The organism is Streptococcus sp. HF-2466, assembly GCF_015594645.1.
Classification (GTDB): Bacteria; Bacillota; Bacilli; order Lactobacillales; family Streptococcaceae; genus Streptococcus; species Streptococcus anginosus.
Window position 1 is genome coordinate 24,844 of sequence record NZ_JADNQU010000014.1, and the last position, 13,487, is coordinate 38,330.

Below are 13,487 nucleotides of genomic sequence, written 5' to 3' on the forward strand. Positions count from 1 at the left end.
CTTAGACACTCTGTATAAAAATTTTAATTTTTGAAATGTTTTTATACACATTGTCTAAATATTTGATATAATAGATTATACAGTTTCTACATTTTTTCACAAGAGAAAAACTTCAATTTTAGACACGTTGTATAAATTTGTTCAAAAGAGGAAAACTAATATGGCAGAAAGTAACAAGCGCCAAAAAACAAAAATGATTATTGAAAATGCGATGGTAGAGCTACTGGAACACGAATCATTCGACCAGATTAGCACTGTCAAGTTGACCAAGACTGCCGGCATTAGTCGCAGTAGTTTTTACACGCATTACAAAGATAAATATGACATGATTGAGCATTATCAGCAAAAACTTTTTCATAAGTTAGAATACATTTTTGAGAAGTATGCTCAAGACAAGCGTAGCGCGATTATAGAAGTTTTTGATTTTCTCACACGCGAATCCCTCCTTTCTGTTTTGTTAACAGAAAACGGAACAAAAGAAATTCAAACATTTTTACGCCATAAATTCCAAATCATGCTGGCTGAAGACCTACAAGAGCGCTTTAGTAGTAAACTACTAAGTCAAGTGGAGAAAGAATACAGCCATGTTTACCTGACAAACGCCTTTTTTGGAGTTTGTCAAATGTGGATTGCTAGAGGGAAAAAAGAAAGCCCTGAGCAAATGGCAGATTTTCTTTTAAAAATGTTGGATTAGAATATTTCTTATACCTTGCCCTAGTAGCACCCACAAGCTCTCTAGGGCTTTTCTTCGTAATCTTTACAACAAAAAAAGAAGCTGGGAAGATTCCCAACCTCTGATAATCCATCGATTAAAGTTGTTTGTTATAGTATTCAACGACAAGCGCTTCGTTGATTTCTGGGTTGATTTCGTCGCGCTCTGGCAAGCGAGTCAATGAACCTTCTAATTTTTCAGCATCAAATGATACAAATGCTGGACGTCCAAGAGTTGCTTCAACCGCTTCAAGAATTGCAGGTACTTTAAGTGATTTTTCACGAACTGAAATCACTTGACCAACAGATACACGGTAGCTAGGAATATCTACACGTTTTCCATCAACAAGGATATGACCGTGGTTTACGAATTGACGAGCTTGACGACGAGTTGTTGCAAGTCCAAGACGATAAACAACATTATCCAAACGACGTTCCAAAAGAAGCATGAAGTTAAAACCAAGGATTCCACCTTTGATTTTAGTTGCTTGTACGAACAAGTTACGGAATTGTTTTTCACCTACACCATAAGTGAAGCGAAGTTTTTGTTTTTCAGCCAATTGCAAACCGTATTCTGACAATTTACTACGGTTGTTTGGTCCATGTTGACCTGGTACGTAGTTACGACGTGCCAATTCTTTACCTGTACCTGTAAGTGAAAGACCCAAACGACGAGCTTGTTTCCAAGATGGTCCTGTATAACGTGACATAAACATGTCCTCCTGTAAAAATAATAATTTGAGGAAATAGTCACTTAGAAAGCCCTGATTCGTGCAGAACATTTTCGCCTAAACAGCCAAGGCTACTTTTATAGCTAATATTCTGTTGACGAGCTTCATGCCCTCCTGCTGCTATTTCACACAAAATCCATTATATCAAAAAAAATCCTATCTGTAAAGACGGATTTTCCCAGATTATTTCTTTCTATGAAAATAACCTTTCTTCTTCAACAATTCCTCTATCGCAATTATATTTTGCTGTTCAGATGTTGCTAAAATAGTTTCAAATCCTAGACTTTTAGCAGCATCTAAATTTATCTGTAAATCATCTATAAATACACATTGATTAGCGTGCAATGCATATTGAGTTAGTAACTTTTGATAGATGCTTTTATCTGGCTTTGCACACCCTACTTCGTAAGAAAGGATTTTCCCAGTCAAAACTTTCGTCATCGGTAATAAACCTGCATTTTCAACTGCATAAAATATCTCACTTGTAGTGGATAAAATATAAATGCCATACCCCAGCTGAGCCCATTCAAAAATTTTCTCTTGTAGCTGATGATAAACATCCACTGTCTCATACCAATGACTAAAAATAGCCTCAACAGTAGCAGAGTAAGAACTATCTAGCAATGTTTGAGCCGCCTGAATGGCTGCTTCCAAAGTTAATTGTCCAGTATCTGTCTGAGCCCAAAGTCCCGAATCAAAAATAGCAGCCTTGACGCGCTTACGGTCTTCTTCTTTTACAAAAGCAGCTAAAATCTTAGCAGAATTCCATTCAATTAAAACATTGCCAAAATCAAAAACTAGATTTTTAATCATTTTTCACTCCAGCCACATCAATCAAAGCAGTTTTTCGCCATTAAAATCTATTTATTCTTAATCCAAATAACGAATGAGATTTTTCTCTGTTAGAATATCTGAATAAGTATAAGATTCGACATAAGTGTTTTCAATCTCACCTGGTTGACCTCCATTACTTGTATATTCAACGATAAACAAAGAAGGATAAACTTCAATCAAGCGCCCTTGCTTATTTTTTTGACGTTTACGGCCATTTTCAAGAGTCATTTCTACCATTTTGCCCTCATGGGCTTTGATTTCTTCTTTGATTTTTCTCATTTTTGCAACATCTGTAAATGCATCACTCATTATTTATTCCTCTCTCTTGGAAATACTTGAAAACTTATTGTATTCTTTTTGGAAAATCAATTCTACCGTACCACGCGCACCGCTACGGTTCTTTTCGATAATCACTTCAACCTTGTTGTTTGGAAGCCCTTCAGGTTCTTCACCGCCGCGTTCATAGTAATCATCTCGATATAAAAATGCAACAATATCTGCATCCTGCTCAATAGAACCCGACTCACGAATGTCTGACAAAACAGGTCGTTTGTCCTGACGCTGTTCCACACTCCGTGACAATTGGCTCAGCGCAATGACTGGCACTTTCAACTCTTTTGCCAAAATCTTTAATTGACGAGAGATTTCAGATACTTCTTGCTGACGATTCTCTCGACCAGTCCCTGTAATCAACTGCAAGTAGTCAATCAAGATTAATCCAAGATTTCCTGTTTCTTGCGCTAATTTTCGAGCACGCGAACGAATTTCTGTAATCCGAATTCCTGGCGTATCGTCAATGTAAATACTAGCTTCTGCTAGATTTCCTTGTGCAATTGCATACTTGCTCCATTCTTCCTCCGTCAATTGCCCTGTACGGATTGAATGCGATTCAATTAACCCCTCTGCTGCCAGCATTCGGTCTACTAGGCTTTCTGCCCCCATTTCTAAAGAAAAGATAGCGACTGTTTTATCTAGCTTTGTTCCAATATTTTGAGCAATATTGAGAGCAAAAGCTGTTTTACCAACCGCTGGACGAGCTGCCACGATGATTAACTCTTCTTCATGCAAACCCGTAGTCATGTGATCTAAGTCTTGATAACCTGTCGCAATCCCTGTAATATCAGAAGTTTGCTGAGACCGCGTTTCCAAGCTGCCAAAGTTAAGATTCAAAATCTCTTTAATATTTTTAAAGCCGCTTCGACTAGCATTTTCACTAACATCAATCAACGCTTTTTCAGCCCCAGCAATGATTTCATCTGCAGGACTAGAGCCATCATAAGCTAGATTGATAGAATCTGTCAGTCGCGAAATCAACCGGCGCAAAACAGCTTTTTCTGCTACAATCTTAGCATAATATTCAGCATTGGCAGAAGTCGGTACTGAGTTGACCACTTCAACCAAGTAAGACAAGCCACCGATATTTTGCAAATCACCCTGACTGTCTAAAATATTACGAACAGTTGTCGCATCAATGGCATCGCCTCGATCTGACAAGTCAATCATCGCTTTAAAAATTAACCGATTAGCATATTTAAAGAAGTCAGTTGGCTCGATATATTCACGAACAAAAACTAGCTTACTTTCATCAATAAAAATCGCACCTAAAACAGATTGCTCTGCTAAAATATCCTGCGGTTGTGCTCGCAATTCATCAATATCTGCCATAAGACCTCCTCTCTCAAAAAATATTCTTCAATTAACCTTCTTTTACACGTAGGTTAATCACACTCGTCACATCTTGATAAATTTTCACTGGCACATCAATCAAACCAACAGAGCGAATAGGACTCTTGACTTGAATCAATCGTTTATCAAGCTTAATTCCAAATTGCTTCTGCAACTCTTCAGAAATTTTTTTACTGGTAACAGAACCAAAAGTCCGTCCATCTGGTCCTACTTTTTCAGTAAATTCAACAATTGTATTTTCTGCTTCCAGCTTTTCCTTAATAGCTTGTGCTTCAGCTAACATTTCTGCATGCGCTTTTTCTTCTGATTTTTGTTTTCCGCGAAGCTCGCCGATAGCTGCTGCAGTCGCCTCTTTGGCAAGATTTTTCTTAATCAGAAAATTCTGTGCATAACCAGTAGACACTTCTTTAATTTCACCTTTTTTTCCTTTACCTTTTACATCTGCTAAAAAGATTACTTTCATTCTTCTAACTCCTTATCTTTTAGTACTTCACGAACAATAATTTCATTTAAGCTATGAACCACCTGAGCAATTGTCTGGTCAGGAATTTGCGCTGCTGCCAAATTAAAATGACCGCCGCCGCCCAGTTCTTCCATGATACGTTGGACATTGATTTTACTACGGCTACGAGCAGATATCGAAACACTGTTTTGCTTATTTTTACTAACAACAAAACTAGCTTCAATCCCTGACATAGCTAACATGGCATCTGCTGCTTTACTGATAACAACTGTATCATAGCATTTTTCTTCTACACCTGTCGCAACGAGTACATTCGGCAAAATTTTCTTACCATTCAAAATCAACTCATTCACTTCACGATATTCATCAAAATCCGTTGCTGAAATATCTTGAATAGCCACACTATCACTTCCGCGCGTGCGTAAATAGCTCGCCACATCAAATGTCCGACTGGTTACACGAGAAGAAAACTTCTTCGTATCCAGCATAATCCCAGCCATCAACACACTAGCCTGCATTTTACTCAAGCGTTTTGTCTTAGAATTTTGGAATTGAATCAACTCTGTTACCAATTCACAGGCACTACTTGCTCCACTTTCGATATAAGTGATAACAGCATTTTCCGGAAAATCTTGATCTCTTCTGTGGTGATCAATGACGATAATTTGGTTAAACAAATCATAAAACTCTTTTGATAAGGTCAGAGCTGTTTTTGAATGATCCACCATAATCAACAGAGAACGATTGGTCACCATTGTCATCGCATCAGCAACCGAAAGAAGATTGGTCTCTCCTTCATCCTGCAGCCTGCGAACTGCTCGCTCAATATCCGCAGCCATTTGATGAGGATCATAAACAGCATAGGTCTGATCAATAATATTACTAGCAAATACTTGCATTCCCACAGCAGAACCAAGCGCATCCATATCCAAATTTTTGTGTCCAACTACAAAAACTTGGTCCACACTTTTAATCTTATCCGAAATAGCGGTCATCATAGCTCGCGTGCGAGTACGTGTTCGTTTCACCGATGCAGCTGAGCCACCACCAAAGTAAACAGGATTCTTTGACTCATCATTTTCTTTGACAACAGCCTGATCACCACCACGAACTTCAGCAAGATTCAAGTTTAAGAGAGCCACTTTACCAATCTGCTCATGATTACTATCACCATAAGAGAAGCCCATACTCAATGTGAGAGGAATTTCCCGCTTTTTAGCTTCTTCCCTAAACTGATCAATAACTGCAAACTTATTTTGCATTAACCGATCTAGCACCGTGTAATCCGTAAAAATATAGAAACGATCCATTCCCACACGACGAGAAAACATGGCATATTTTTCTGCAAATTCAGAGACAAAATTTGCGATAAAGCTATTAATGTGGCTAATATCTGAATCTGAGACAACATCCTCTAAATCATCATAATTATCGACTGAAATAATACCAATAACTGGCCTTGTCGTTACTAATTCTGAAGTAGCCTCATACTCACTAGAAGCATCAAAAAAGTAAAACACACTTGAAGCATGATCTAAGTAGACCGAATATTTTGTATCCCCAATTGTTGCATACGATCCAGCACCCTCAGATGGTGTTTTGGTAATTTTTTGCAACAAGTCCACATCAAATTCACCGTCTTCATTGGTAAGAATCAACTCTGCGTAAGGATTAAACCATTCTACATTTCCAGATGTTTGATCAACTTTTACAACACCAACCGGCATTCTTTCAAGCAATGATGCCAAACTATTTTCTGCTTGATCATTCACATACTGGATTTGTTCCACTTCATCAATTTCATAACTTTTTTGTTGGTAAATCAATAGAAAAATCAAAAGAGCAAGCACCAAAAAAAGCGCAGACAACATCAGAATGCTGCTACCAAAAACTCGTAATAAAATAGCTAAAATTCCAAAGGAAATAACGCCCATGATTACAAAATGAATTGGAATAAAACGAAATTTTTTCATCACAAACCTCTTAACCGCCATTTTACCACAAAAGCTCTAAAAAAGCGAGTTTTCCCTTATTAAAACAAGCCAAATAATACTGTCAAATATTAGAAAAAATTAAATCTTCCTGCATCTCTTTGCTCACTTTACAAAACAGAATACCTAATTTTCCCATTAAATTAGCTTTATTTCTCTGGTAGTTTACAGCTTTGTCAAGTATTATTGACGAAAAAACACTTGCTCAGAAATGTGAACAAGCATCTTCATCATTTATTTTTTTGCTTTTTCTTGATTTTTTGAGATACTTCGTGATTTACCTTCCAAATAAACCATCAAAATCGAAATATCTGCTGGATTGACACCTGAAATCCGACTAGCTTGACCAATTGTTTCTGGGTTTATTTTCTTGAATTTCTGACGAGCTTCTGTCGCAATTGAATCAATATCATCCCAGTCAATGTTTGCTGGTATCCGTTTTTCTTCCATTCGTTTCATCTTCTCAACCTGATCCAACGCCTTAGAAATATAGCCTTCATATTTGACTTCAGTCTCAATCAATTCGATTATCTTTTCATCTAAATCTTCAGCTGCTGAACCGACAAACTTGACAACATCTTGATATGAAACTTCTGGCCGACGCAAAAATTCTTTCGCTGTAACTGCGTCTGTCAATGGTTTAAAGCCTAATTTTTCAACTATTTCATTCGTTTCTTTAATTGGCTTTAATTTAATAGTGCTCAAGCGCTTCATTTCAGTTTCATATTGATTCTTCTTAATTTCAAAACGCAGCCAGCGCTCATCATCAACCAATCCTACCCTGCGTCCAATTTCAGTCAATCGCATATCCGCATTGTCGTGTCGTAAAATGAGACGATATTCAGCACGGCTTGTCAAAAGACGATACGGCTCCACCGTTCCCTTGGTGACCAAGTCATCAATCATGACCCCAATGTAACCATCACTGCGTTTCAAAATCAGTTCTGGCTTTCCTTGAACTTTCAGAGCTGCATTGATTCCTGCGATAATGCCCTGTCCCGCTGCTTCTTCATAACCAGATGTCCCATTCGTTTGCCCAGCTGTAAACAAACCTGAGATTTTCTTAGTTTCTAGAGTAGCGCGAAGCTGATGTGGCATAATCATATCATATTCAATCGCATAGCCAGTTCGCATCAATTCAGCATTTTCAAGTCCCTTAATAGAATGCACTAAGTCTTTTTGAACATCTTCTGGCAAACTCGTTGACAACCCCTGAATATAAACTTCTTCCGTATCTCGACCTTCTGGCTCCAAGAAAAGTTGGTGGCGCTCTTTATCTGCAAAACGAACAATTTTGTCTTCAATTGACGGGCAGTAACGTGGTCCTACACCTTTCACCATTCCTGAAAACATTGGTGCACGGTAAAGGTTGTTTTGAATAATTTCATGACTTCTTCCATTAGTATAAGTTAGCCAGCAAGGAATCTGATCTTTAAGATAATCCTCATCATGAGAAGTATAGGAAAAGTGGTTCGCTTTTTCGTCTCCAGGCTGAATATCCGTCTCTTCATAATTAATAGAAGAGGCTTTCACACGCGGAGGAGTCCCTGTTTTAAAACGCCCAATTTCAAACCCTAAGTCACGTAAATTGTCTGCTAAGTTAATTGCAGCTAAACTATGATTAGGACCAGAAGAATACTTCAAATCTCCAATAATAATTTCTCCACGCAGAGCTGTACCGGTTGTTACGACAACTGCCTTTGCAGCAAACTCTTGGTGCGTGGCTGTTTTCACACCAACGACTTTCCCGTTCTCAACTAGAATCTCATCTATAATAGTTTGACGCAAAGTGAGATTCTCTTGATGTTGAACCGTCTTGCGCATTTCTTTAGAATAAAGTTCCTTATCTGCTTGCGCACGAAGAGCACGAACTGCTGGACCTTTCCCAGTATTGAGCATCTTCATTTGAATATAAGTTTTATCTATATTCTTAGCCATCTCTCCACCTAGAGCATCCACTTCACGTACAACGATTCCCTTGGCAGATCCTCCAATAGAAGGATTACAAGGCATAAAAGCTAGCATTTCAATATTGATTGTCGCAAGTAGGACTTTACAGCCCATTCGACTGGCTGCTAACGAAGCCTCAACACCTGCATGCCCAGCACCAATTACGACAATATCATAACTTTCAGTAAAATTGTGTGTCATCTTTTCTTTCCTTATTTTTTCACCAAAAAAGTCAAACCTCTAGAAGTGCAGGACAAAAAGCCTGCAACATCCATGAGCTTTGACCATCATAGTTATTGCTATATCCATTTTAGCAGATTGCTAAAAAATGTCAATCTAAATATACTGTTGAAGCTTACCATCTTTATAGGCATTGTCAATCAAGCCACCACCAAGACACTCTTCTTCATCATAAAATACAACGGCTTGTCCAGGTGTAATAGCACGTTGAGGTTCTGCAAAGTTGACAATTGCCTTGTCACCCTTTACAGTTACTGTAACCTTAGAATCTGGCTGACGATAACGAAACTTAGCTGTACATTCCATAGTAAACTCAGCTGGCATTTCTCTTGTAAAATGTAATTGGCTAGCGTCAAGACTCGTTGACATCAAGTTGTCATGATAAAAACCTTGACCAACATAAAGAATATTTTGACTAAGATCCTTACCCACTACAAACCAAGGTTCATTATCTCCTCCATGCTGACCACCAATGCCAAGGCCACCACGCTGACCAATTGTATAATACATCAAACCAGCATGCTCACCCATATCTCGACCATCAACTGTCATCATGTGACCAGGTTGAGCTGGTAAATAATTTCCCAGAAATTCTTTAAAGTTTTTCTCACCAATAAAGCAGATGCCGGTTGAATCTTTTTTCTTAGCAGTAGCCAATCCTGCTTTCTCTGCAATAGCTCGAACTTCAGACTTTTCTAAATATCCCAACGGAAACATCGTTTTTTGCAGCTGCTCTTGTGATAACTGACTAAGGAAATAAGTCTGATCTTTGCCATTATCCACTCCTCGCAGCATATGAACAATTCCGTCTTCATCGCGCTTTACACGCGCATAGTGACCTGTTGCCACATAGTCCGCTCCCAATGTCATAGCATAGTCCAAAAAAGCTTTAAACTTAATTTCTTTGTTGCACATGACATCTGGATTCGGGGTTCTACCAGCTCGATATTCAGCTAAGAAATATTCAAAAACGCGATCCCAATACTCTTTTTCAAAGTTGACAGAGTAGTAAGGAATTCCAATCTGATCGGCCACAGCTGCTACGTCTTTATAGTCCTCTGTAGCTGTACAGACCCCATTTTCGTCTGTGTCGTCCCAATTTTTCATGAAAATGCCGATCACGTCATAGCCCTGCTCCTTTAACAAAAGAGCCGTAACTGACGAATCCACACCGCCACTCATTCCGACAACGACACGTGTTTTAGAATGATCACTCATCGTGTTCTCCCATCTTTTCGTTATTTCACGATTGAAGGTCGTGTTTTGCTTTCAACGATTGAAGGTCGCTTAGAGCAAGGTTTATTATAACACGAAATAACCTTAAGGACAAATTTCAATAACCAGATAGCACTAACTTTACACTACTGTAAACCAAAAATTCAGTGGATAAACTATTAAATCAGTGAATGAATCAATAGAAATTCTAACAAAAGGGCGAATCTAGTGAGCAACTTTGCAGCCTCTATCTATAATCTGAAAATGGTGCTTTTAGCCGTAAACTACTATATTAAAGCCTTGCTATCATAAAAAGATTGAGACATTTTGTCCCAACCTCAATCATCTTTTGTATTCATCAATACCAGCCATTTGCTAACCAGAAAGTCTTAGCAGCTGACCAAGAACCATAACGACCCGCTACATAAGCGTCTGCTACTTTTTCTTGATTCTCTGCTGACAAGTCACCATTTAAATATGATAAACTCAATTGGTAACGACCATAATATTGTCCATTTTGGGCTGTATAACTGCCACTTGATTCTTTTTGCGCAATCCATTCTTTTGCAGCTGCATCTTCATTACTCAGACCAGATGTGGTAGTTGCAGAATTACTTGACTCCGCAGTTGTAGGGCTTGTAGCTGTGTCATCTAACTCCAATACTTGCCCAACACTAATCAGATGAATATTGCTAATCTTATTTTTCTGAGCAATTTTATCAACTGTTGTATTATGTGATGCAGCAATAGCTGAAAGAGTATCTCCAGATTTTACTGTATAACTATCTGCGTTTGCAAGTGTAGGAAGAAAGAACAGCGCTGTTGCTGCTAAGCTTATTAAACTTACTTTAGTTTTTTTGTTTGTATTCTTTAAATTCAAAATCATTTAGATTCTCCTTTTCTGTGATAGAACTATCATATACCTTAATTATTACTATTGTTTTTTCCTTTCATTAAAAATATTACAAACAAATTGAAGAGAGACTAAAATCCACCCTATATTTATTTGCTTTAAGGTTACTATAAGAAAAGTGACCTCAAAGGAAGTTTAGAATTTACGTCACATTCATTTTATTAGCTAAAAAGGCAGAAAAATATACTGAACTTTGATATAATGAAGATAATGAATTTATAAGGAGTTACGATGAACTCACTAAAATTTCAATCTGTTTTTGATATTATTGGTCCTGTTATGATTGGTCCATCTAGTAGTCATACAGCAGGTGCTGTTCGTATTGGAAAAATTGTTTCATCAATTTTTGATGACGAGCCAACAGAAGTTGAATTCCAACTATTTAATTCTTTTGCGAAAACTTATCGTGGACATGGTACGGACTTGGCTCTTGTAGCTGGGATTCTCGGAATGGATACAGATAACCCTGATATTCCCAATAGCCTAGAAATTGCCCATAAAAGAGGGATTAAAATTGTCTGGACGATTCAAAAAGATAGCAATGCTCCACACCCAAATACAGCTAAAATCACCATTAAAAATGAGCAAAAAGCGATTAGTGTTACTGGTATTTCCATTGGTGGTGGAAATATTCAAGTGACTGAATTAAATGGTTTTTCTGTTTCGCTCAGCATGAATACCCCGACAATTATTATCGTCCATCAGGATGTTCCTGGAATGATTGCTCATGTTACTGAAGCACTTTCTCGTTATAACATCAATATCGCACAGATGAATGTCACAAGAGAAAAAGCAGGTGAAAAAGCTATTATGATCATTGAAATTGACAGTCGCAGCTGTGAAGGAGCTATTGAGGAAATCAAGAAAATTCCTAAACTTCATAATGTCAATTTCTTTAAATAGGAGAGTTTATGTTTTATTCAATCAAAGAATTAGTGGAGCAAGCAGATTTAGACTTTCAGGGTAGTGTTGCCGAACTGATGATTGCTACTGAATACGAACTGACAGGTCGTGAACGAGATGAAGTCTTACGCTTGATGACTAGAAATCTAGAAGTTATGAAAGCTTCTGTCGTTATGGGATTAGATGAAAGTAAATCTCGGAGTGGTTTAACAGGTGGCGATGCAGCCAAACTCCACAAATATATTCAATCAGGAAAAGCTCTTTCGGACTATACTGTCTTAACGGCAGCAAAAAATGCTATTGCTGTCAATGAATACAATGCTAAAATGGGGTTGGTCTGTGCAACACCAACAGCAGGAAGTGCTGGTTGTTTACCCGCTGTCCTTACATCTGCTATCGAAAAATTAAATCTTACTGAAAAACAACAACTAGACTTTTTATTAACAGCTGGAGCTTTCGGTCTAGTCATCGCTAATAATGCTTCTATTTCAGGAGCTGAAGGTGGCTGTCAAGCAGAAGTTGGATCAGCGTCAGCCATGAGTGCAGCAGCTCTTGTTTTAGCAGCAGGTGGTACCCCATTTCAAGCCAGCCAAGCAATTTGTTTTGTGATTAAGAATATGCTTGGATTAATCTGTGACCCCGTTGCAGGTCTAGTAGAAGTTCCCTGTGTCAAACGAAATGCTATGGGAGCTAGCTACGCTTTCATTGCCGCTGATATAGCTTTAGCAGGTATTGAATCAAAAATTCCCGTTGACGAAGTAGTTGACGCTATGTATCAAGTTGGAGCAAGTATGCCGACTGCCTTTCGTGAGACTGCTGAAGGTGGATTGGCAGCTACACCTACTGGTCGTAGATTATCCAAAGAAATTTTTGGAGAATAACTTTCTACACAAAAGGAAAAAGTTTACAGCCCTGTAAACATGAATTTAGACTATGCAAAATTTTAAATATATTTTTTTCGACTTAGATGGAACACTTGTTGACAGTTCTGTAGGAATCAAGAATGCTTTCCAATACGCATTCACTTCACTAAATATCAAAGCCCCTGATAGCAAAGAGCTGGATACTTTCATTGGACCACCTTTAGAAGTTAGTTTCGCTTCTGTAGTGCCAGAGACCAATGTCAATCAAGCTATTGCTTTCTTTAGAGAATACTATAAAAATAACGGTGTTTTTGAAGCTCAACTTTACAAGGGTATAAAAGAACTGTTGTTAGAATTAGAACATTCGGATTACCATGTCTATATTACCACTAGTAAAAATGAACCAATGGCCCATAAAATGGCACAATACCTAGAAATTGATAAACATTTCAATGGTATCTTCGGCTCTCTTCCAAATTCTTATCATAAAGCAGATGTTATAACTCGTGCTTTAAATAATTCTCATGCTAATCTTGAACAATCTATCATTGTTGGGGATACAAAATTTGATATAATTGGTGGAAAATCAGTCGGAATTGCTACTTTAGGAGTTCTGTGGGGATTTGGAAACAAGAAAGAATTAACTGACAATGAGGCAGATTTTATCTCAGATTCGCCTCAGAAAATTTTAACAGCTTTGGTAAATAATACTTTACATGAATTGTAAACCATATTTACAATATACAATCAAAGATTCTAAAACAAACAACTATGTTTGCTAAGTCAATCACCCATAGAAAAAGACGAATCATTTTGAACTGCACCCCAAAAGTTAGACAAGAAAACTCTAACTTTTGGGGTGTTATTTTTATGAAATTAAGTTATGAAGACAAGGTTCAAATCTATTACTTGCGAAAAAGCGGCGCAACTCTCAAGTCATTATCAAAACAGTTTAACCTCAATCAGTCAGGGATCGAATATCTGATT

At 37.8% G+C, this 13,487-nt stretch carries 14 protein-coding genes; 5 read left to right on the forward strand and 9 right to left on the reverse strand.

Features of this window, described 5'->3' with window-relative positions; all coding sequences use genetic code 11:
- Nucleotides 1-160 precede the first annotated feature (160 nt).
- Nucleotides 161-694: a TetR/AcrR family transcriptional regulator gene (locus tag IYQ91_RS09080; RefSeq protein WP_195673637.1), complete on the forward strand. Its 534-nt coding sequence runs from the start codon at nucleotides 161-163 to the stop codon at nucleotides 692-694.
- 115 nt (nucleotides 695-809) lie between these two features.
- Here the strand turns inward: IYQ91_RS09080 and rpsD are convergent, their stop codons facing one another.
- From rpsD to IYQ91_RS09125, 9 genes are all read right to left on the reverse strand, one after another.
- Nucleotides 810-1,421, reverse strand: a complete 612-nt coding sequence (gene rpsD / locus IYQ91_RS09085; protein WP_003026749.1) for a 30S ribosomal protein S4 — start codon at nucleotides 1,419-1,421, stop codon at nucleotides 810-812.
- 204 nt (nucleotides 1,422-1,625) lie between these two features.
- Nucleotides 1,626-2,255 (reverse strand): HAD family hydrolase, encoded by a 630-nt coding sequence (locus tag IYQ91_RS09090; RefSeq protein ID WP_195673638.1) that lies wholly within the window; start codon nucleotides 2,253-2,255, stop codon nucleotides 1,626-1,628.
- A 57-nt stretch (nucleotides 2,256-2,312) separates the two neighbouring features.
- On the reverse strand, nucleotides 2,313-2,585 hold the full coding sequence (locus IYQ91_RS09095) for a Veg family protein (protein ID WP_003026751.1): 273 nt from the start codon (nucleotides 2,583-2,585) through the stop codon (nucleotides 2,313-2,315).
- A gap of 3 nt (nucleotides 2,586-2,588) precedes the next feature.
- Nucleotides 2,589-3,941 carry a replicative DNA helicase gene (gene dnaB / locus IYQ91_RS09100; protein WP_195673639.1) on the reverse strand — a complete coding sequence of 451 codons (1,353 nt, stop codon included), beginning with the start codon at nucleotides 3,939-3,941 and terminating at the stop codon, nucleotides 2,589-2,591.
- A 31-nt stretch (nucleotides 3,942-3,972) separates the two neighbouring features.
- Nucleotides 3,973-4,425 (reverse strand): 50S ribosomal protein L9, encoded by a 453-nt coding sequence (gene rplI, locus IYQ91_RS09105; RefSeq protein WP_195673640.1) that lies wholly within the window; start codon nucleotides 4,423-4,425, stop codon nucleotides 3,973-3,975.
- On the reverse strand, nucleotides 4,422-6,398 hold the full coding sequence (locus tag IYQ91_RS09110; RefSeq protein WP_195673641.1) for a DHH family phosphoesterase: 1,977 nt from the start codon (nucleotides 6,396-6,398) through the stop codon (nucleotides 4,422-4,424). Before IYQ91_RS09110 ends, rplI begins: the two co-directional genes overlap by 4 nt.
- A 252-nt stretch (nucleotides 6,399-6,650) precedes the next feature.
- A complete protein-coding gene (gene mnmG / locus IYQ91_RS09115; protein WP_126467979.1) occupies nucleotides 6,651-8,567 on the reverse strand; it encodes a tRNA uridine-5-carboxymethylaminomethyl(34) synthesis enzyme MnmG in 1,917 nt (638 codons plus the stop codon).
- A 135-nt stretch (nucleotides 8,568-8,702) separates the two neighbouring features.
- Complete coding sequence (gene mnmA, locus IYQ91_RS09120; protein ID WP_264371269.1) at nucleotides 8,703-9,848, reverse strand: tRNA 2-thiouridine(34) synthase MnmA; 1,146 nt, start codon at nucleotides 9,846-9,848, stop codon at nucleotides 8,703-8,705.
- A 331-nt stretch (nucleotides 9,849-10,179) separates the two neighbouring features.
- On the reverse strand, nucleotides 10,180-10,707 hold the full coding sequence (locus IYQ91_RS09125) for a LysM peptidoglycan-binding domain-containing protein (protein WP_195673642.1): 528 nt from the start codon (nucleotides 10,705-10,707) through the stop codon (nucleotides 10,180-10,182).
- Nucleotides 10,708-10,965: 258 nt separating this feature from the next.
- Here IYQ91_RS09125 and sdaAB point away from each other — a divergent pair, with 258 nt between their 5' ends.
- The 4 genes from sdaAB to IYQ91_RS10055 form a co-directional block, all read left to right on the forward strand.
- A complete protein-coding gene (gene sdaAB, locus IYQ91_RS09130; protein WP_195673643.1) occupies nucleotides 10,966-11,637 on the forward strand; it encodes an L-serine ammonia-lyase, iron-sulfur-dependent subunit beta in 672 nt (223 codons plus the stop codon).
- 8 nt (nucleotides 11,638-11,645) lie between these two features.
- Complete coding sequence (gene sdaAA, locus IYQ91_RS09135; protein WP_003031553.1) at nucleotides 11,646-12,518, forward strand: L-serine ammonia-lyase, iron-sulfur-dependent, subunit alpha; 873 nt, start codon at nucleotides 11,646-11,648, stop codon at nucleotides 12,516-12,518.
- 52 nt (nucleotides 12,519-12,570) lie between these two features.
- The gene (locus tag IYQ91_RS09140) at nucleotides 12,571-13,227 is read left to right on the forward strand and encodes an HAD hydrolase-like protein (protein WP_022526737.1); all 657 of its coding nucleotides are present in this window, start codon (nucleotides 12,571-12,573) and stop codon (nucleotides 13,225-13,227) included.
- Between the two features lie 143 nt (nucleotides 13,228-13,370).
- Nucleotides 13,371-13,487: fucose isomerase (locus IYQ91_RS10055; RefSeq protein WP_195673662.1), on the forward strand; the 117-nt coding region annotated here is incomplete at its 3' end.